The 19,215-nt window shown below is 67.7% G+C and carries 21 protein-coding genes and 1 pseudogene; 7 read left to right on the forward strand and 15 right to left on the reverse strand.

The features are described from left to right. Positions 1-166: 166 nt before the first annotated feature. Positions 167-2,347 (forward strand): annotated as a pseudogene (gene katG / locus D3874_RS19695) (catalase/peroxidase HPI). 155 nt (positions 2,348-2,502) lie between these two features. Here the strand turns inward: katG and D3874_RS19700 are convergent. The 3 genes from D3874_RS19700 to D3874_RS19710 all read right to left on the reverse strand — a co-directional run bounded on the left by D3874_RS19700 (position 2,503) and on the right by D3874_RS19710 (position 5,379). Beyond that, positions 2,503-3,336 carry a sugar phosphate isomerase/epimerase family protein gene (locus tag D3874_RS19700; RefSeq protein ID WP_119779943.1) on the reverse strand — a complete coding sequence of 278 codons (834 nt, stop codon included), beginning with the start codon at positions 3,334-3,336 and terminating at the stop codon, positions 2,503-2,505. Further along, complete coding sequence (locus D3874_RS19705) at positions 3,329-4,321, reverse strand: fatty acid desaturase (protein ID WP_119779944.1); 993 nt, start codon at positions 4,319-4,321, stop codon at positions 3,329-3,331. Before D3874_RS19705 ends, D3874_RS19700 begins: the two co-directional genes overlap by 8 nt. Positions 4,322-4,419: 98 nt before the next feature. Continuing rightward, complete coding sequence (locus D3874_RS19710) at positions 4,420-5,379, reverse strand: MBL fold metallo-hydrolase (protein WP_119782396.1); 960 nt, start codon at positions 5,377-5,379, stop codon at positions 4,420-4,422. Between the two features lie 137 nt (positions 5,380-5,516). Between D3874_RS19710 and D3874_RS19715 the strand changes: the two genes are divergently transcribed. Continuing rightward, positions 5,517-5,936: a PaaI family thioesterase gene (locus D3874_RS19715; protein ID WP_158596114.1), complete on the forward strand. Its 420-nt coding sequence runs from the start codon at positions 5,517-5,519 to the stop codon at positions 5,934-5,936. Continuing rightward, positions 5,933-6,388: a PaaI family thioesterase gene (locus tag D3874_RS19720; protein ID WP_119779946.1), complete on the forward strand. Its 456-nt coding sequence runs from the start codon at positions 5,933-5,935 to the stop codon at positions 6,386-6,388. Before D3874_RS19715 ends, D3874_RS19720 begins: the two co-directional genes overlap by 4 nt. Before the next feature lie 3 nt (positions 6,389-6,391). On the opposite strand, the gene D3874_RS19725 is transcribed toward D3874_RS19720, so the two are convergent. The 3 genes from D3874_RS19725 to D3874_RS19735 form a co-directional block, all read right to left on the reverse strand. Continuing rightward, the gene (locus tag D3874_RS19725; protein WP_119779947.1) at positions 6,392-6,709 is read right to left on the reverse strand and encodes a helix-turn-helix domain-containing protein; all 318 of its coding nucleotides are present in this window, start codon (positions 6,707-6,709) and stop codon (positions 6,392-6,394) included. Beyond that, positions 6,706-7,020 (reverse strand): type II toxin-antitoxin system RelE/ParE family toxin, encoded by a 315-nt coding sequence (locus tag D3874_RS19730; RefSeq protein WP_233560052.1) that lies wholly within the window; start codon positions 7,018-7,020, stop codon positions 6,706-6,708. The genes D3874_RS19725 and D3874_RS19730 overlap by 4 nt, the downstream gene beginning before the upstream one ends. Before the next feature lie 82 nt (positions 7,021-7,102). Beyond that, positions 7,103-7,819, reverse strand: a complete 717-nt coding sequence (locus tag D3874_RS19735; protein ID WP_119779950.1) for an HAD family hydrolase — start codon at positions 7,817-7,819, stop codon at positions 7,103-7,105. 76 nt (positions 7,820-7,895) lie between these two features. Here D3874_RS19735 and D3874_RS19740 point away from each other — a divergent pair, with 76 nt between their 5' ends. Next, a complete protein-coding gene (locus tag D3874_RS19740) occupies positions 7,896-8,318 on the forward strand; it encodes a YeeE/YedE family protein (RefSeq protein WP_119782397.1) in 423 nt (140 codons plus the stop codon). A gap of 13 nt (positions 8,319-8,331) precedes the next feature. Then, positions 8,332-8,748, forward strand: a complete 417-nt coding sequence (locus tag D3874_RS19745) for a DUF6691 family protein (RefSeq protein WP_119779952.1) — start codon at positions 8,332-8,334, stop codon at positions 8,746-8,748. Here the strand turns inward: D3874_RS19745 and D3874_RS19750 are convergent. From D3874_RS19750 to modB, 4 genes are all read right to left on the reverse strand, one after another. Further along, a complete protein-coding gene (locus tag D3874_RS19750; RefSeq protein ID WP_119779954.1) occupies positions 8,742-10,022 on the reverse strand; it encodes a DUF3422 family protein in 1,281 nt (426 codons plus the stop codon). The two genes, D3874_RS19745 and D3874_RS19750, sit on opposite strands and share 7 nt — an antisense overlap. A 135-nt stretch (positions 10,023-10,157) precedes the next feature. Continuing rightward, the gene (locus D3874_RS32525) at positions 10,158-10,355 is read right to left on the reverse strand and encodes a TOBE domain-containing protein (protein ID WP_233560053.1); all 198 of its coding nucleotides are present in this window, start codon (positions 10,353-10,355) and stop codon (positions 10,158-10,160) included. Further along, on the reverse strand, positions 10,346-11,227 hold the full coding sequence (modC, locus tag D3874_RS19755; RefSeq protein WP_233560054.1) for a molybdenum ABC transporter ATP-binding protein: 882 nt from the start codon (positions 11,225-11,227) through the stop codon (positions 10,346-10,348). The genes D3874_RS32525 and modC overlap by 10 nt, the downstream gene beginning before the upstream one ends. Next, positions 11,224-11,913 carry a molybdate ABC transporter permease subunit gene (gene modB / locus D3874_RS19760; RefSeq protein ID WP_119782398.1) on the reverse strand — a complete coding sequence of 230 codons (690 nt, stop codon included), beginning with the start codon at positions 11,911-11,913 and terminating at the stop codon, positions 11,224-11,226. Before modB ends, modC begins: the two co-directional genes overlap by 4 nt. An 89-nt stretch (positions 11,914-12,002) precedes the next feature. On the opposite strand from modB, the gene D3874_RS31655 reads away from it, so the two are divergent. Together D3874_RS31655 and D3874_RS31660 are read left to right on the forward strand one after the other, a co-directional pair. Continuing rightward, the gene (locus D3874_RS31655) at positions 12,003-12,575 is read left to right on the forward strand and encodes an NAD(P)/FAD-dependent oxidoreductase (protein WP_338016732.1); all 573 of its coding nucleotides are present in this window, start codon (positions 12,003-12,005) and stop codon (positions 12,573-12,575) included. Then, complete coding sequence (locus D3874_RS31660) at positions 12,575-13,102, forward strand: NAD(P)/FAD-dependent oxidoreductase (protein WP_338016733.1); 528 nt, start codon at positions 12,575-12,577, stop codon at positions 13,100-13,102. Before D3874_RS31655 ends, D3874_RS31660 begins: the two co-directional genes overlap by 1 nt. A gap of 3 nt (positions 13,103-13,105) precedes the next feature. Here the strand turns inward: D3874_RS31660 and D3874_RS19770 are convergent, their stop codons facing one another. The 5 genes from D3874_RS19770 to D3874_RS19790 all read right to left on the reverse strand — a co-directional run bounded on the left by D3874_RS19770 (position 13,106) and on the right by D3874_RS19790 (position 19,149). Then, positions 13,106-13,789 (reverse strand): GntR family transcriptional regulator, encoded by a 684-nt coding sequence (locus D3874_RS19770; RefSeq protein ID WP_199699172.1) that lies wholly within the window; start codon positions 13,787-13,789, stop codon positions 13,106-13,108. Between the two features lie 71 nt (positions 13,790-13,860). Further along, positions 13,861-15,549 (reverse strand): dipeptide ABC transporter ATP-binding protein, encoded by a 1,689-nt coding sequence (locus tag D3874_RS19775; protein ID WP_119779959.1) that lies wholly within the window; start codon positions 15,547-15,549, stop codon positions 13,861-13,863. A 14-nt stretch (positions 15,550-15,563) separates the two neighbouring features. Then, complete coding sequence (locus D3874_RS19780) at positions 15,564-16,451, reverse strand: ABC transporter permease (protein WP_119779961.1); 888 nt, start codon at positions 16,449-16,451, stop codon at positions 15,564-15,566. Further along, positions 16,448-17,461 carry an ABC transporter permease gene (locus D3874_RS19785; RefSeq protein WP_119779964.1) on the reverse strand — a complete coding sequence of 338 codons (1,014 nt, stop codon included), beginning with the start codon at positions 17,459-17,461 and terminating at the stop codon, positions 16,448-16,450. The genes D3874_RS19780 and D3874_RS19785 overlap by 4 nt, the downstream gene beginning before the upstream one ends. Positions 17,462-17,523: 62 nt before the next feature. Beyond that, positions 17,524-19,149 carry an ABC transporter substrate-binding protein gene (locus D3874_RS19790; protein ID WP_119779966.1) on the reverse strand — a complete coding sequence of 542 codons (1,626 nt, stop codon included), beginning with the start codon at positions 19,147-19,149 and terminating at the stop codon, positions 17,524-17,526. Between the last annotated feature and the right edge of the window lie 66 nt (positions 19,150-19,215).

A 19,215-nucleotide genomic window follows, 5' to 3' on the forward strand; every position in this document is an offset into this window, starting at 1 on the left:
CTACGTATAAATTTTGCCGATCACCGATCAGCATAAAGTGGGGTGGCCGATCGGCATTCCCGATTGCATCGGGAGCGTTCCAGATCCAGTTATTTTGCGTGGCCGATGGCTTGGGTAGCCGTGCCGTCCGCCACGCCCGGCGATGCCCAACACGGATGGAGAAACCATGTCGAGCGAGAGCAAGTGCCCCGTTGCGGGGGCCACCCAGATGCACAAGGCCGGCGGGGGCACGTCCAACCAGGATTGGTGGCCGGACCAGTTGAACCTCAAGGTTCTGCGCCAGAATTCGTCCCTGTCCAACCCCATGGGCGAGGGCTTCAACTATGCCGAGGCCTTCAAGAGCCTCGACCTCGCCGCCCTGAAGCAGGACCTGCGCGCGCTGATGACCGACTCGCAGGACTGGTGGCCGGCGGACTTCGGCCACTACGGCCCCCTGTTCATCCGCATGGCCTGGCACAGCGCCGGCACCTATCGCACGGGCGACGGCCGTGGCGGCGGCGGTGCCGGCCAGCAGCGTTTCGCCCCCCTCAATTCCTGGCCCGACAATGCGAGCCTGGACAAGGCGCGCCGGCTGCTGTGGCCGGTCAAGCAGAAGTACGGCGCCAAGATTTCCTGGGCCGACCTCATGATCCTGGCCGGCAACGTCGCGCTCGAGTCCATGGGCTTCAAGACCTTCGGCTTCGGCGGCGGCCGCCCGGACGTCTGGGAACCCGAGGAAGACGTCTACTGGGGCCTGGAGAAGAAGTGGCTGGACGACAAGCGCTATTCCGGCGACCGCGATCTCGAGCATCCGCTCGGCGCCGTGCAGATGGGCCTGATCTACGTCAATCCCGAGGGCCCCAACGGCAACCCCGATCCGATCGCGGCCGCCCGGGACATCCGCGAGACCTTCGCCCGCATGGCGATGGACGACGAGGAAACGGTCGCGCTGATCGCCGGCGGCCACACCTTCGGCAAGACCCACGGCGCCGGCGACGCGGCCCCGGTCGGCCCGAGCCGGAGGCTGCCCCGATCGAGCAGCAGGGCCTGGGCTGGAAGAGCAGCTTCAAGACCGGCAAGGGCGCCGATGCGATCACCAGCGGCCTCGAAGTGATCTGGACCTCGACCCCAACCAAGTGGGGCAGCAATTTCTTCTGGAATCTGTTCGGTTACGACTGGGAACTGACCAAGAGCCCGGCCGGCGCGCACCAGTGGCGGCCGACGAACGGCGCCGGGGCCAATTCGGTGCCCGATGCCCACGATCCCGCCAAGCGTCACGCACCGTCGATGCTGACCACCGACCTCGCCCTGCGCTTCGACCCGGCCTATGAGAAGATCTCGCGGCGCTTCCACGAGAATCCGGACCAGTTCGCCGATGCCTTCGCCCGCGCCTGGTTCAAGCTGACCCATCGCGACATGGGGCCCCGCGCCCGCTACCTGGGCCCGGAGGTGCCGGCGGAAGACCTGCTGTGGCAGGATCCTCTCCCCGCCGTCGACCACCCCCTGATCGACGCGGGCGACATCGCCGCCCTGAAGGCCAGGATCCTCGGCTCGGGCCTTTCCATCGCGGAACTGGTGTCGACGGCCTGGGCCTCGGCAGCGACGTTCCGCGGCTCGGACAAGCGGGGCGGCGCCAATGGCGCCCGCATCCGCCTGGCCCGCAGAAGGACTGGGCGGTCAACCAGCCGGCCCAGTTGGCCAAGGTGCTGGACGTCCTGGAAGGCATCCGGAAGGCCTTCAATGCAGGCGGCAAGCAAGTCTCGCTGGCCGACCTGATCGTGCTGGGCGGCAGCGCCGCGGTCGAACAGGCGGCCAAGGCGGCGGGGCACGAGGTGACGGTTCCCTTTGCCCCGGGCCGCACCGACGCTTCCCAGGAACAGACCGATGTCGACTCCTTCGCCGTGCTGGAACCGGTGGCCGATGGCTTCCGCAACTACCTCAAGACCCGGTTCAGTGTGAAGGCCGAAGACCTGCTGGTCGACAAGGCTCAGCTCCTGACGCTGACCGCGCCTGAAATGACGGTCCTGGTGGGTGGCCTGCGGGTGCTGGGGCCAATGCCGGCCAGTCGCCGCACGGCGTCTTCACCACGCGGCCGGGGACCCTGAGCAACGACTTCTTCGTCAACCTGCTCGACATGGCCACGGTCTGGTCGCCGGCCTCGGACGAGGGAATCTTCGAAGGACGCAGCCGGGCCAGCGGCGAGCCGGTCTGGACGGCCACCCGCATCGACCTCGTCTTCGGCTCGAACTCGCAGCTCCGGGCCCTGGCGGAAGTCTATGCCAGCGCCGATGCGGGCGAGGCCTTCGTACACGACTTCGTCGCCGCCTGGGGCAAGGTGATGAACCTCGACCGTTACGACCTCGCCTGATCTTGAGGAAGCTCCCTCTCCGCCCTTCAGGGGGAGAGGGGTGGGGTGAGGTGGTTTGCCGGCAAAAGATACGCATTCGCCGGCTAGCCACCTCACCCTTCCCATCGCTTCGCGATGGGCCCCTTCCCTCTCCCCCGCAAGCGGCGGAGAGGGAATTACAGGGACGCCCAGATCTCCCGGGCGTAGTGTTTCAGCATCAAGGCTTCCTGCGCCCGGTCCGACAGTTCCTTGCCGTCGCCGTCGGTGATCGCATAGTCGCGCGGACCCAACTCGCACAGGAAGATCAGCCTGTCGTCCGCCCCGGCGCGCGCCTTCCAGCGGGCGAAGCCGTCGCGCCACCAGGCCAGGAACACGTCCAGCCATTTGCCGTGTTGCGGAAAGCCGATCGGCACCTGCACCTGCTGGCGCGTGGCGATGCGGCCCTGGAACGAGTCCGAGCGCGCCAGGATGCGGCCGACCTGCACCTGCAATTCCGCCGGGATGGGATAGGGCATCTCCCGGTCGACCACGTAATGCGACAGGTCCGCCGCCATGCGCATCTCGGGGATGGCGTCGAGCAGTTGCAGCGCCGTGAACAGGTCGTTGGTGATGCAGTTGCGATGGGTCTCGAACTGGATCGGCACGCCTTCCTGGGCCGCAACGGCCAGCCACTCGCGAATGACCGGGATCATGCCGTCCAGCGACAGCGGCATGACCTGGCCGACCACCACGACGAAGGGCGCGCCGATCTCCTTGGCCAGGTGCAAGGCCGGGCGCAGGTCCTCGATCGATTTGGGGAAGGCGGTCAGCAAGCCGCCCAGGCCGTAACGGGCGAAATAGGGCACCGTGGTCTTCGCGGTGGCGAGATCCAGCGCCCCCAGGTCGACGGCCATGCCGTCGAAGCCCGCCGCCTTCACCTGTTCGAAACGGGCCTCGATCGGGGCCTCTTCGATGCCGGGAATACGCTGTTCGGTGGCCCAAAGCGACTGGTAGACGGCAAGTTCAGGCATTCACCGCCACCTTGGCCGGCGGCAGATCCTGCGGTTCCGCGATCCAGGCGCGGTCGGCGGGGTAGTCGGCTTCCGTGCGGCCGCCCGACAGGGCGCGCCAGACCTGGCGCTGGAAACCCCAATAGGTCATGGCATAGGGCTTCAGGCCGTTGTCCTCGAAGATTTCCTTGTGCAGCACCGGCAGCTTGTAGAACGGCACGCCGGGGAAGGCATGGTGCGCCGTGTGATACTGCATGTTCCAGCACAACCAGCGCAGGAAGGCGTTGGTGCGGGTGGTGCGGGTGTTCTTCAGGATGTTCTGCTCGTGGGTCAGGCCTAAATGCTCGATCGTGTTCTGCAACTGGTGCAGGCACTTGGTGGCGACCAGCGGGGCGAGCCACAGGATCACCGCGGCCCAGCTCTGCAAGGCCACCGAGGCGGCAGCGATGGCGGCGTAACCGGCCAGGTGCAGGCGGGCCTCCAGGATCACGTCGGCCCGCCGCTCGGCCGGGATATAGGGCTCGATCACGATCCCCGCGCTCATGCGCAGGATGCGGGCGACGCGCGAATACCAGTAGGTCGGGCCGAAGAACCACAGCAGGTAGCTGGACAGGGTATAGCGATCGCGTGCCAGCTCGCCGTCCAGGGCCCAGTCCTGGGTGTGGCGATGATGGGCGGTGTGCTGGATCTGATCGAAGCTGCGCGGGTAGAGCAGGATGAAGCCGAAAATCCGGCCGAAGAAGGCGTTCAGGCCCCGGGTCTTGAACGGGGTCCAGTGGCTCAGTTCATGCTGGCCGGCATAGAGGAAGTTGAGCAGCGCGCCATGCAAGACAAACACCGGCACCGCCCACCACGTGCCCCAGGTCAGCCACAGGGCGGCACCGCTGGCGACGATGGCGGCCAGGTGACTGCCGACCTGGAGGAAGCCGGCGAGATCCGAGCGCGCGCTCAGGGCATGGAGCCGCCCCGGTTTGATCAGGTTCTTGCGCGCAAAAATCTCGTCCATGCCCCGGCCTTCCGCCAATCCATTGGCCTCATTGATGCCGCAGGACCGGGCCTGAGCAAATTTGCACTGCGATAATCTTGGTTGAGGAAATGCTGAACTTAGCGGCTTGCCGCCCGGTCGCGGTGCAACTGTGCCATCCACGAGAACAGTTCGAGGACGTTGGGCGGGTTGGTGTCGCCCGAGAATTCGCGGTACAGCGTCGCCACGTTGACCGCGATACGCTCGGCATCGCCCCAGTCGGACCATTGGTCGAGCGCGATCGAGCGCGCCGCCTCGAAGGCACCCAGGCCGGCGTCATAGCGGGCCTTGGCCGCGTCGCGGATATGGCCCAGATAGTCGCGCAGGCGGGCAACGTGGGCCTTGGTCGCGATGGGCCCATGCCCCGGCACCACGGTATCGACCTCCAGGCCGATGATGTGGTCGCAGGCCGCAATCCAGTTGCCGACGGGGCCCGCCCACATCACCGGGTGGCCGTTGGCGAACAGGATGTCGCCGGTGAACACGGTCCTGGCATCGGGGACATGGACGATGATATCGCCCTTGGTGTGGGCCGGCCCCACCTCGATGCATTCGATCCGGCGGTTGCCCACGGTCAAGGTGCAGCGCTCGCAGAAGGTGCGGGTGGGCGCCCGCTCCTCGATCCCGGCGAAATCGAAACTGCCGAAAATGGTCTTGAGGTAGTCGCCCAGCGGTCCCATCTGGTCGGCCGCCGCCAGCATCGAGGCCAGCATGGCGGGCGGCACCTCGGCCATTTCCTCGGCGCTGGCCCGGCTCGCCACGATCTGCGCCCCGTCGACCAGGGCATTGCCCCAGCAATGGTCGCCATTGGCATGGGTGTTCACCACCGTGCCGATGTTCGCGGCGGCCGGCACGGCATCGCGCATGGCCGCCAGCATCTCGCGCGTCAGGGTCATGTCGAACAGGGTGTCGATCAAAATCGCCTCGTCCCCGTCGGTGATCAGGCCGGCATTGGACCAGCCCCAGCCGCCGTCGGGCTGCAACCAGGCGAACAGGCCGTCGCCCAACCCGTGCAATCCCCTACGGTAAGTCTCAGCCATGACCAGATCTCCCCTCGGCGGCGCGGATTGTCGGTCGCCGGCCATTCATGCGGCAATGCAAAATTGACTGTTTTCAAGCACCGGCCGGGCATTTAATGACAATTGAACAGATTGTCATATTGCTGCCGAGGAAAGCCATGGCCCTCCCCCAGACCGCGCCGGCGCAAGAGCCGGGTGTCCAGTTCAATCAGCCGGGCTTCCTCGCCCTGATCGGGCCGGTGCGCACCGAAAAGAACAAGGACGCCAGCTGGACCTTCTCCTTCGTGGTCGGCGAAGAGCATCTCAACCCGGGCGGGGTCTGCCACGGCGGCATGCTGATGAGCTTTGCCGATCATGTCCTGGGCACCGTGGTGTGGGAGGCGATCGGCTTCAAACCCTGTTCCACCATCACCCTGAACACCGATTTCGCCCTGGCTGCCAAGCTGGGCGACGTGATCGAGGGCGAGGCCCGCGTCACCCGCGCCACCCGCTCGCTGGTCTTCGTCACCGGTGCCCTGACCTGCCGCGGCAAGGTCGTCCTCCAGGCCAACGGCATCTGGAAGGTCCTGGGGGCATGAGCGAGGAGACCGGCGCGCCCGAGGGCTGGGCGCCGATCGAAACCCACGACCCGTTCGAGCAGGATGTCTTCGGCGCTCGCGGCCCGGGTGCCGAGGGCGGCACCATCAGCTTTGCCTTCTACGACCAGGTCGAGGATGGCCAGCGCGTCTTCGCCTTCCGCCCGGAACTGCGCCATGCCAACGGCCTGGGCATCGTCCACGGCGGCGCGATCATGACCTTCTTCGATGCGAGCTTAGGGTCAGCCGCCTGGGACGCGGTCGGCCGCAAGCCCTCGGTCACCCTGTCGCTGACCTCGGAATTCCTCTCGCCCGCGCGCCCCGGCGAATGGCTGATCTGCCGCCCGACGGTCACCCGCAAGGCCCGCTCGGTGATCTTCGTGCGCGGCGAAATCACCGTCGACGACCGCCTGATCGCCACCGCCAACTCGATCTGGAAGGTGCTGGGGACCTGAGGTTCAGGCCGCCTTGGCCGCGGGCCTGGCCTTCGGCCGGCCGACTTTCACCGCAATTTCGAGACCGGCACGCCCTGCAAGGTCGACAAGGCTGTCCAGGCTGAAATCGTTGATATGCCCCTTGAGCAACTTGTTCAGCCGGGGCTGCGTGACCCCCAGGCGCTTCGCCGCGGCGACCTGGGTGAGATTCCATCGCTTGATTTCCTGGCCAAGCGCCATCAGCAGGGCGCTGCGCAGCTTCATCGTGGCGGCTTCTTCGGGCGTGTCGCTGAGCGCATCCCAGACGCTGGCAAAGCGGGCACCGCTGGCGGCCTTGGTCATCGATCGATTCCCTTCTCCTTGCGCTCGCGGACCAGATCGGCGAACCGCTGTTCGATAAGCGACTTGTCCTTGGGCGAGGTCTTCTGCGTCTTCTTCTCAAAGGCGTGCAGGACATAGATGGCTTCGGCGAAACGGGCAATGTAGGCGACGCGATAGGCCTGCTTGTCCACCCGCGCCCGCAGTTCATAAACGCCTTCGCCAATCCCGGTCATCGCTTTCCAGTCTTCGGGCTCCTCACCCACCTGGACCCGGTCCAGATTATGTCCAAGGGACGCGCGGGCCGGCTTGGGAAAGGCGATCAGCCGTTCCAAACTGTCGCCCCTGAAGATAGCGTCCTTGGGTTTTCGCGTCACCTGCCAATTATATCGGCATGGATATAATTGTCGAGGCACATCAGCCTATCTCGAACAGCGCTGCCTCGAGATCGGCGACGCTGTCCAGGCACAGGTCGCTGGACGGCGTCAGGCTGGCGCGGGTGCCGGTGCCGGTGAGCACGCCGATGCTGAGGCCCGCGCCGCCGGCCCAGCCCATGGCGACGTCGTGCGTGTTGTCGCCGACCATCGCCACCTGCGACGGAACAAGGCCGGTTGCCGCGCAGAAGGCGGCCAGCACGGCCGGGTCGGGTTTCGCCGCGTAACCGCTGTCGTAACCGGCGATGAAATCGAGCACCCCGCCCAGGCCGAAGGCGGCGAGCAGGGCGTGGATCGAGGCTTCGTTGTCGCTCGAGGCGATCCCCAGCTTCAGGCCGCGCGACTTGAGCCGGGCGAACAGGGCGGCGAGGTCGGTCACCGGCACCATGTGCGCGGCGGAGTCGCGAAACAGCGTGTCCAATTCGCCGGTCAGGTCGGCGACCGTGAACGGCGCCCCGCCCGCCACCCAGGCGGTTGCAATGGCCAGCGTCGTGCCCGCCGCGATGATGCTGTCGGCGACGGCGCGGCCGTTGTGCGGATCGGCCCCGACCTGGGCCAGCAGGCGGCCGGCCAGGGCGGCGTCGCCGCGCGCCGCCAGCCGCGCGGCACGGCGGTTGACCGGGTTCCAGCTGGCCTCGTAGTCGACCAGGGTGCCGTCCTTGTCGAACAGGATGCCCCGGATGGGGCTACGCGATGACATGGGACTCACGGTCATGACCCTTGCACTCGATTTTCACACCATTAGTATTAAGATCGAATAATTGCACATGGAAATCATGCAACAATATCTGCCGGCCGCCTTGGGCGGCGCCTTGATCGCGATCTCGGCCGTGCTGCTGATGGGCACGCTGGGACGTATCGCCGGGATCAGCGGCATCGTGGGGCGCCTGCTGCCGCCCAACGGCGTGTCGGGCAGTGAGGCGGGCTGGCGCATCGCCTTCTTCGCCGGCCTGCTGCTGGGGCCGCTGGCGGTCGGGCTGGCGACCGGTTCGACCGGTATCGGCGCGCCCGTGGTCGGCCTGCCCCTGGCGATCATCGCCGGCCTGCTGGTGGGGGCCGGGACCAGCCTGGGCAATGGCTGTACCTCGGGCCACGGCATCTGCGGGCTGTCGCGCCTGTCCGTCCGCTCGGCCGTCGCGGTCGCGACCTTCATGGCGACGGCGATCGTCACCGTCTTCATCACCCATCACCTGGGCTGAGGCGGGCCGCGCGATGACCAAGCTGTTCTTCGGCCTGCTCGCCGGCCTGATCTTCGGTGCGGGCCTTGCCCTCGCCGGTATGACCGATCCGGCCGTGGTGATCGGTTTCCTCGATGTCGCCGGGGCGTGGAACCCGGCCCTGCTCTTCGTCATGGGCGTCGGTGTCGTGGTCACCTTCATCGGTTATCGCCTGGTGCTCCGGCGCAAGGCGCCGCTGTTGGCCGATCGCTTCATCCTGCCCACGGCAACCGTGATCGACCGCGACCTGGTCCTGGGCGCCGCCCTGTTCGGGATCGGCTGGGGCTTGGCCGGCTACTGCCCCGGCCCGGCGCTGGCCTCGCTGGCCGCCGGGCGGATCGAACTCATCGCCTTCGTCGCCGCCGCGGCGTTCGGCACCATCGGGGTCCGCGCCCTGCGGCGCCCTCAGTGATGCCCGTTGTGCAGGCGCCGATGGAGCCGCCGCGATAGCAGGTAGACCGCGCCGACCACGAACGGCAGCAGCACGGCCAGGCTGATGCTGGGCTTGGGCAGGCCCGGCATCACGTCCTCGAGGCCTTTCAGCAGATAGCCCGAGAGGCCGATCAGGTAGTAACTGATCGCGACCACCGACAGGCCCTCGACGGTTTCCTGCAGGCGCAGTTGCAGGCCGGCGCGCTTTTCCATCGAGCGCAGCAGGGCCTGGTTCTGCGCCTCCAGGGCGATTTCGATCCGGGCGCGCAGGATCTGGCTGGACCGGGCCACCCGCTCCGACAGGCTTTCCTGCCGGTCGGCGGCGGAACGGCAGGTGCGCATGGCGGGCGTCAGGCGCCGCGCCATGAAGAAGCCTACCGTCTCCAACCCGCTGACCGATTCCTCGCGCATATCGGCAATCCGGTCTTCGACCAGGGCGTGATAGGCCGCCGCCGCGCCGAAGCGCCAGGTGCTCTCGGCCGCCAGATGCTCGACCTCGCTGGCGATGGCGCCCAACTCGCCCATCAAGGTCTCGTCCGCCACCCGCTCGCTGCCCGCGGCGGACGGGGCAAAGGCGGCGGTCAATTTCGCCAGGCGGCGGTCCAGCACCGTGGTGCGCTGGTTGACCGACTGGGCCAGCGGCAGGGCCAGCAGCGCCATCATGCGGTAGGTCTCGATATCCAGGAACCGCTGGACGACATTGCCGATGGTGCGCGGCACCAGGTCCTCGCGCACGCCTAAGATCAGCTTGACCTTGCCGTCCTCGCCCAGGCGAAAATCGCTCCACATGGTGGCGCGGCCGCCCCCTAAGTTGCTGGCAACCAGGTTGCTCCAGTCGAAACGGGCTTCTGCCGCCGCCACCGCCGGCTCGATGCCGCGGTAGAGTTCGAGGTCGACCGCCGCCAGGGTCAGGCCCGGTGCCTGATTGATCGCGTCGCAGACGGCCGGCGGCATGGCGCCGAAATCGGCGCCGGGGACGACGACGGTCCAGGCGCAGAATTCGGTATAGCGCTCCCACTTCACCACGGCGCCGTCCAGGCTCAGGCGAAACTGCCGCGTCCCCGCGGGCGGCGCCTCGTGGCCGATCCGAAGGCACAGCGCGGTGAGATAGGCAAGATCCGCCGCCGGGTCGACTTCGCTGTGGCGGGCCATGTGGAAGATCCGCGCCGGCGCCTCCACCGGCAGGGTCGGGCGGGCATGCAGTTCATCCGCCAGGCGGCGGCGCAGCGGGTGGTCGGCAGCAATATCAAACATCAGTGTCGACCTGCCCGGTGCTGAAGAAGATGCCTGCTCATGCCGATTTGCCCCGGTCTTGCCTGACCGCCCCGATCATGGCCCAGCTCCGCCGCCAGCAAGATGCGGCCGATCGAAGCGCCCGCCGACGCAGCGTCAATCGAGCGCCCGGCTCTTGACGATGGCATAGATCGACCGGCCGGGGGCCAGCGACAATTCCTGGATCGCCCGCCCGGTGACCCTGGCGATCAGCCTGTCGCCGCCACAGTTCAGCGCCACATCGCCGCCGCCGCCCTCCCGCGGCACGATGGCGTCGATGGTGGCGGCCACGATGTTCTGTGCGCTCAACCCCATCGGCCGATCAACCGCCAGGATGACATCCCGGGCATGAACCCACAGCCGCCGGCGCGCGCCCACCGCCGCCTCGATCCGCGGCACGCAGATGACGCCCAGCCGCCCCTCCAGCCGGGTGATCCCCCGGCCGCGTCGTGGCCCGCCACCGTCAGGTCCAGGACCGCGCCGGCATCGCGCCGGCGGGCGAAGGGGGCGAAATCGACCCGGCTCATGATCTCTTCGACCGGGCCGCTGCCGGCGACCCGGCCCGCCTCCAGCACCACCATGTGGCTGGCCAGGCGCAGGACCTCGTCCAGGCTGTGGCTGACATAGACGATCGGCACCTCGACCTCGTCGCGCAGCCGTTCCAGGAAGGGCAGCACCTCGGCCTTGCGGGCCTCGTCCAGCGCCGCCAGCGGCTCGTCCAGCAGCAGCACCCGGGGATTGGCCAGCAGGGCACGGCCGATCGCCACCCGCTGCTTCTCGCCCCCCGACAGGCCCGCCGGCCGGCGCGCCAGCAGGTGGCCGATGCCCAGCATGGCGACCACGCTGTCGAGGTCGGCCACCGCTTCCGCCGTGGGCGCGAAGAAACGGCCATAGAGCAGGTTCTGGCGCACGGTCAGATGAGGAAACAGGCGGCCTTCCTGAAAGACATAGCCGACACGCCGGCGATGGCGCGGCACCTCGATGCGGGCCCGGGTATCGAGCAGCACCGTCCCGTCCGCGACGACCCGGCCCCGCGCCGGCCGCACCAGGCCGGCGATGACATTGATGATCGTGGTCTTGCCCGAACCCGACGGCCCGAACAGCGCGGTCACCGGCCCGTCGATGGCAAAGGCGGCCTCCAGCGTGAAGCCGCCCACGGTGTGACGGATGTCGACGACCAGGCTCATTCGACCCGCCGCCCCAGGCGCCGCGCCAGCCATTCCGAGACGATCAGCGCGCCCAGCGAAATGACCACGGCCACGCCCACCAGGCGGAACACCGCGGCATCGCCGCCGGGCACCTGGGTCAGGGTGTATATCGCCGTGGGCAGGGTCTGGGTTTCGCCGGGAATGTTCGAGACGAAGGTGATGGTCGCGCCGAATTCGCCCATCGCCCGGGCAAAGGACAGGATCACCCCGGCCAGGATGCCGGGCAGCACCAGGGGCAGGGTGACGGTCAGGAACACCCAGGCGGGACTGGCGCCCAGCGTGCCTGCCGCCTGCTCGAGCCGGGCATCGACCGCATCGAAGGACAGGCGAATCGCCCGCAGCATCAGGGGAAAGCCCATGACCGCGCAGGCCAGTGCCGCCCCGGTCCAGCGGAAGGCGAAGACGATGCCGAACTGCTCGTCCAGGAAGGCGCCGATCGGCCCCTTGCGCCCGAACAGGATCAGCAGCGCCCAGCCGGTCACGACCGGCGGCAGGGTCAGCGGCAGGTAGGTCAAGGCCTCCACCACCGCCCGCCCCGGAAAGCGCTTGCGCGACAGCAGGTAAGCCAGGGCAATGCCGAACGGCAGGCTGGCGGCCACGGCCCAGAAGGAAACCCGCAGGGAGAGGAGGATCGCCGTGGTCTCGTTGGGCGTCAGATCGAACACACGCGCATCCCGCAGACAGATAGGGCGCAGGATGGCCGCATCGGCCGCGGCTTGCAATCGGCGACGTGCCAGACCAGATTAGCCCCATCTTGCCTCAGACAGCCCTGATCATCGGCGCCGGCGTCATCGGCCTGGCCATTGCCCGCGAATTGGCCCGCCGGGGCTGCGAGGTGATCGTCGCCGAGCGCACCGCCGGCATCGGCAACGGCGTCTCCTCGCGCAACAGCGAGGTGATCCATGGCGGCATGTATTACCCCACCGGCTCGGCCCGCCACCGCCATTGCGTCGCCGGCCGCCGCGCCCTCTATGATTTCTGCGCCAGCCACGGCGTCGCCCATGCCAGGGTCGGCAAGCTGATCGTCGCGACCGATGGCGCGGAAGCCGCCAGGATCGAAGCCATTCACGCGACGGGACTCGCCAACGGGGTCGAAGACCTGGCCCTGATCGACGGGCCAGCCGCCCGCGCGCTGGAACCCCAGCTTGCCTGCAGCGCCGCGGTGCTGAGCCCGCAGACCGGGATCGTCGACAGCCACGGCCTGATGCTGGCCCTGCAGGGCGAGCTCGAGGATCACGGCGGGGCCATCGCCTTCAACACGCCCATCAGCCGGGTCGAGCAGGCAAATGGCTGGACGGTGCATTTCGGCGGGGCCGACCCGGGGTGATGGCGGTCGATATCGTCGTCAACGCCGCCGGCCTGGGCGCCCAGGCTATCGCCGCCCTGACCCCGGCCTATCCGGCCGCGCGCATCCCGCGCCTGGTCCTGGCCAAGGGCAACTACTTCGGCTTCGCCGGCCGTCCGGCCTTCACGCACCTGATCTACCCCGCCCCGGTCGACGGCGGCCTGGGCGTCCATGTCACCCTGGACCTGGGCGGCCGCATGCGCTTCGGCCCCGATGTCGAGTGGCTGGACCGCGAAGACTATGTCGTCGACCCCGGCCGCGCGGCGGCCTTCGAGGCACGCATCCGCGGCTATTGGCCCGGCCTGCCGGCCGGCGCCCTGGTGCCCGACTATGCCGGCATCCGGCCCAAGCTGACCGGCCCCGGCGAGCCGGCGGCGGATTTCCGGATCGACGGCCCGGCCGATCACGGCCTGGACGGGCTGGTCCAGCTCTTCGGTATCGAAAGCCCCGGCCTGACCGCCTGCCTGTCGATCGCCGCCGCGGTGGCGGAGATGGTCACAAGGCTCTGACTGTCACCGCGTGCCGGTGTAACGCTCGTAGGCGTCCTCGACCAGGGTGATGTGGCCGCGCATGGCGGCTTCGGCGGCCGCCTTGTCGCCGCGCAGGATCGCGGTCACCACCCGCTCGTGTTCAGCATGGGACAGGGCCAGGCGGCCCAGGGTGCGGAACTGCGCCCGGCGGAAGGGGGAGAGCCGGGCCCTTGTGGCAAAGGTGATCTCGGCCAGATATTCATTGTGGCTGCCGGTATAGATCGCGCCGTGGAAGCGCTCGTTGACCTCGTGATAGCGCTGCGGGTCGCCCCGGCGCACCAGATCGGCCAGGGACTCGTGCAGGCCCTGCAGGCCCTGGCGTTCGGTCGAACTCATTTGCACGGCGGCCAGCCCGGCGCAAATCGCCTCCAGCTCGGCCATGACGTCGAACATGCCGCGCAGCCGCTCCAGCGACGGCAGGGCGACAAGGGCGCTGCGATGCGGCCGCGCCTCGACCAGGCCCGACGCCGCCAACTCGCGAATCGCCTCGCGCACCGGCGTCCGCGAGACCCCGAAACGCTTGGCGATCTCGACCTCTTCGAGCGGCGTGCCCGGGTGCAGGCGGCCCTGCACGATCTCGTCGGCCAGGGTCAGGCGCAGTTCCTCGGTGCGCGTCGCCGACTTGCGCGCCGCCTTTGTCGTGCCCCTGGGGGCTGATTCTGACACCTGGGAGGTCGACACGCTTCCCCGCTCACCACTTTACCTGGGCGAAAGCCTAGGGGGACCGCCCCGCGGGATCAAGCCGGCGGATGGGGAATCGCCGACAGGAGCTCGCGGGTATAATCCGCCTTGGGCGCTTCCAACACCTCTTGCGCCGTACCTTCCTCGACGATGGCGCCCTGGCGCATCACGATCACCCGGTCGCACAGCAGGCGCACCACATGGAGGTCGTGGCTGACGAAGAGGTAGCTCATGCCCAGCGTCTCCTTCAGGTGCTGCAGCAGGTTGAGCACCACCGCCTGGACCGAGACGTCCAGCGCCGCCGTCGGCTCGTCCAGGATCACCAGGTCGGGGTTGAGGGCGATCGCCCGGGCGATGCCCACGCGCGCCTTCTGGCCCCCGGACAATTGGTGGGGGAAGCGGTCTAGCAGGTCGTGGGGCAGACCGACCATGGTCGCCAGCGCCTCGACCTTGTCGCGCAGCTTAGCCCCGCCGCGGAACCCGCCCATGCGCAGCAGGGGATCGGCGATGGCACGGGCCACGGTGTAACGCGGGTTGAGGCTTTCGGTCGGGTCCTGGAACACCATCTGGATCCGCTTGCGCAGGGGCGAGGCGGCGAAGCCCCGCGCCGGCACGGCGGCGATATCCTGGCCGTCGAAGGTGATGCGGCCCTGGGTGGGGTCGATCAGGCGCATCACCATCATCGAGGTGGTGGACTTGCCGCAACCAGACTCGCCCACCAGGCCGACGCTCTCGCCCCGGCGCACGGCAAAGGAGATGCCGTCGACCGCGCGGAAGGGCGGCAGGGGTTCCGCCTTCTTGGCAAACAGCTTGGTCAGGCTGCGGCCCGCCTCTTGGCGCTTGTATTCCTTGACCAGGCCCTCGACCACCAGCAGCGGCTCGCCGATCGCCGCCGGGGCGGCGGATCGGTCGGGCAGCGGCGTGTCGGCGGGGAGGAGGTCGTGCAGGGTGATGCCGGGCCGCGGCGTCGCCCGCATCAGCTTCATCGTATAGGGATGTTCGGGCGCCTTGAAGATCGCGGCCGAGGCGGCGGTTTCGACCACCCGGCCCTTCTGCATCACCACCACCTTGTCGCAATAGGCCGCGGCCAGGCCCAGATCATGGGTGATCAGGATCGCCGACATGCCGCGCGCCCGCACCAGGTCGACCACCAGGTCCATCACCGCCTTCTGGGTGGTGACGTCGAGGCCCGTCGTCGGTTCGTCGGCGATGAGGAGTTGCGGCTGGCAGGCCAGGGCCAGGGCGATGACGATACGCTGGCACATGCCGCCCGACAGTTCGAAGGGATAGGCGTGGTAACGCTCCTCGGGCCTGGCGATGCGCACCTGTTCCAGCAGGTCGATCGCCTTCTGCTTCACATTGTCGGGCTGGGCCTGGAGGTGTTGCAGCAGCACATCCTCGATCTGCCGGCCGACCTTGCGGATGGGGTTGAGCGCCAGGCGCGGATTCTGGAAGATCATCGACATTTCGCGCCCGCGCAGGTCGCGCATCTCGCCCTCGCCGGCCGCCAGCAGGTCGATGTTGGTATAGGCGATGGCACCCTTGGCGATGCGCCCGGCCCGATCGAGGATGCGCATCACGGCATAGGAGGTGACCGACTTGCCCGAGCCGGACTCGCCCACCACGCCGACGATTTCGCCCTTGGGCACCGTCAGGTTCAGGTCGATCACCGCCTGCACGGTACCGCGGCGGGTGGCGAATTCGACGGTGAGGTCGCGCACGTCGAGAAGCGGGAGAGCGGTCATGGGACGAGCCTCCGTCAGGTGCGGCGCTGGGGATCGATGATGTCACGCATGCCATCGCCCAGCAGGTTGAAGCAGAACACCGCCAGCATCAGGGCGATGCCGGGGAAGAAGGCGATCCACCATTCGCCCGAGACGATGAAGCCCGCCCCTTCGGCGACCATGATGCCCCACTCAGGCGTGGGCGGCCGCACCCCCAGCCCGATGAAGGACAGGCCGGCGGCGTTGAGGATGGCATAGCCCATGGTCAGCGACATCTGCACCATCATGATCGGCATGATGTTGGGCACGATCTGGGTCAGCAGGGTGCGGATCTCGCTGTTGCCGGTCAGGCGCGCGGCCTGGACGAAGCCCGCCTCGCGCCGCACGTTCGCCTCGGCCCGGGCGACCCGGGCATAGAGCGGGAAGTTCACGATCGCGGTGGCGATGACGATGTTGGTGACGGTGTTGCCCAGCGCCGCGACAATGCCCATGGCCAGCACGAACAGGGGAAAGGCCATGATCGTATCGGCCAGGCGGCCGACGATGCGATCGGTCCAGCCGCCGAAGAAACCCGCCGCGACCCCGGCCAGGCCGCCCAGCACGAAGACCAGGGCGACGGAGAAGACAGCGATCGCCATGTCGAGCCGGGTGGCCGCCACCACCCGGCTGAAGATGTCGCGGCCCAACTGGTCGGTGCCGAACCAGTGGGCGCCCGAGGGGGCCTGGAGCGCGTTCATGGTATCGCTGGCCAGCGGGTCGTAGGGCACCAGCCAGGGCCCGAAGATCGCGGCCAGCACCAGCAGCGCGAACAGGCCGAAGGAGAAGCCGGTGACCGGGTTCTCGCCGATCACATGGCGGGCATGGCGCAGGGTGGCGCCAAGGCCGGTGGCCGGGCGGACGGTCGTCTCGGTCACGGCGCTCATCCTTCCATCCTCACGCGGGGGTCGATGACCCCGTACAAGAGATCGATCAGCAGGTTCAGCAGGACATAGAGAATGGCCATGGCCAGCACGAAGCCCTGCACCGGCGCGAAATCGGACGCGATCAGCGCCTCGACCGCGTAGGAGCCGATGCCGGGCCAGGCGAAGACTTTCTCGACCAGAACATTGGCGCCCAGCAGGAACGAGAACACCATGCCCAGGGTGGTGATCACCGGCAGCATGGCGTTGCGGAAGGCATAGGTGACCACGACCTTGTAGGGCGACAGGCCGCTGGCCCGGGCCGTGCGGACGAATTCCGACGACAGGACTGAGAGCATCGAGGCACGGGTCATGCGGGTGATCGGCGCCAGGGCGAAGATCGCCAGGGTCGCCGCCGGCACCGCAAGCTGGGCCAGGGCCGCCCAGAAGGTTTCCAGGTCGCCCACCAGCAGGGTGTCGATCAGCAGGAACCCGGTGATCGGCTCCGGCGCCGAAAAGAACACGTCGAGCCGGCCCAGCGGCGCGGGCGCCCAGCCCAGGATGAAGTAGAAGACGTAGACCAGCAGCAGGCCGGTGAAGAACACCGGCAGCGAGACGCCGGCGGTGGCGACGATGCGGCAGGCATGGTCGATCCACGAGCCCTGTTTTACCGCCGCGACGATGCCCAGCGGCACCGCGATCAGCATCGCGACCACCAAGCCGAACAGGGTGAGCTCGGCCGAGGCCGGCAGGCGCGTGATGATATCCTCGATCACCGGCTGCCCGGTGGTGAGCGAGACCCCCAGGTCGCCCGAGAACAGGGCGCCGATATAATCGACGAATTGCTCGTAGAGCGGCTTGTCGAGCCCCAGCTTCACCCGGATTTCCTCGATCGCCTCGGCCGAGGCCGCCGGCCCGGCGAAATAGGCCGCCGTGTCGCCCGGCAGCACCCGGGTCAGCAGGAAGGTGACGATGATGACGCCGATCAGGCTGGGTATGGCGGTCGCGAGCCGTTTCGTAAGTTGGGTAAGCATGGCACCCCCTGCATTTCGCCCATAGGGCCCTCTCCTCCCAGGAGGAGAGGGTTCACATCACCTCACGCCTTGACCAGGCTGCGGTAGTCCAGCCGGCGGTGGAACCAGTATTGATACCCGCTGACCCGGGGCTGCATCGCCACGTTCACGTAAGGCTGGTAGAGCGGGATGCGCGGAATATCCGTGAAGGCGAGGTCGACGAAGCCCTTCACGTCGGTGTCGTAGCTCGCCATGTCGCCGTTGGCGGCGGCAGTGCGCGCGCCTTCGATCAGGGCATCCATCGCCGGCGACTTGTAACTCATGGTGTTGAACACGGAATTCTGGCCGTGATAGCACCAGAAGAAGAAATATTCCGGATAGTCGAGCCAGCCCGAGAAGACATTGGTATAGAGCGGCATCTCTTTCTTGTTCAGCTCGGTGCGCCAGTTGGCGCCGGGGATCTTGTTGATCGTCGCCTTGATGCCGATCTGGCCCAGGCTCTCCTGGACCAGGATGCACAGGGGCTCGTTCACCCCGGCAAAGCCCAGGTCGAACGACAACGTGGTTTCGAACCCGTCCGGGAAGCCCGCCTCGGTCAGCAGTGCCTTGGCCTTGGCCATGTCGGTGTTGAACTTGTGGGGTTGCGGCCAGGCGACCTGGGTCGCGCTGTCGGCCGGCGCGCCGAACATCGGCTTGGCCAGGCCGAACATCACCGCGTCGATGATCTTCTGGTAGGGGATGGCATAGGCCACGGCCTGGCGCACCTTCGGGTTGTCGAAGGGCGGCTTGGTCACGTTCATGCCGATGTACTGGATGCCGTTGGAATAGGGCGTCGAGACCAGCGACAGCTTGCCCGCCGCCTTCATCTCGGCGAAATCCTTGGTCGGCAGGTCATAGGACAGGTCGGCATCGCCGCGTTCCAGCAGGGCACGGCGGTTGCCCGCCTGCGGCACCATGCGCCAGATCACCCGGCGGATCTTCGGCAGCGGCCCGCCCTTCCAATCCTCGTTGCGCTCCAGCACCACCTCGGTGCCCGCGGTCCACTTGGTCACCTTGTAGGCGCCGCTGCCTGCGGTGTTCTGCTTGGTGTATTCCAGGCCCCACGGATCAGCGTCGGTCGCGTTCTTCTTCACCAGGCCCGAATTGAGGATGCCGGGCACGATCACCGCCAAATCCGGCACGGTCAGCCGGTCCTTGCGCAGGAAATCGATGCGCACCGTGTGATCGTCGACGACCACGAACTGTTCCGGCTTTTCCAGCGAACCGGCCTTCATCTGGAAGGTCGGGAAGCCGCCCACGGTCACCGCCCGGTCCAGCGACCATTTGACATCGGCCGCGGTCACCGGCGCGCCGTCCTGGAAGGTTGCATCCTTGCGCAGCTTGAAGGTCGCCGACATGTCGCCGACGGCCATGTCCTCGGCCAGCTCCGGCTTGAACTTGGCGCGGTCGTAATAGGGGATGCCGTTGTCGCCGGTCTTCATCTCGTGGGAGATCAGCCGGTCGTAGCAGTTCCAGCTCACCTCATAACCCGGGACATTGGTGCCCACGCCTTGGATGTCGAGATTGTTCGGCCCGCTTTCGGAGACGATCAGCAAGGTCTCGGAGCGGGCATCGGCCCTGGCCGGCGAGAAGATCGCCGGGGCGGCAATGCCGCTGCCGGCGGCCACCGCGGTGGCGGATGCGGTTTTCAGAAACTCCCGGCGATTCATGGACTGGCCCCCTGGCAAGTGAATGCCCGCCGGTCCTTACAAGCATCGTGCCAGTTTTACAGCCAT

Origin of the sequence: Oleomonas cavernae (assembly GCF_003590945.1) — a bacterium.
Taxonomy (GTDB): Bacteria; Pseudomonadota; Alphaproteobacteria; order Zavarziniales; family Zavarziniaceae; genus Zavarzinia; species Zavarzinia cavernae.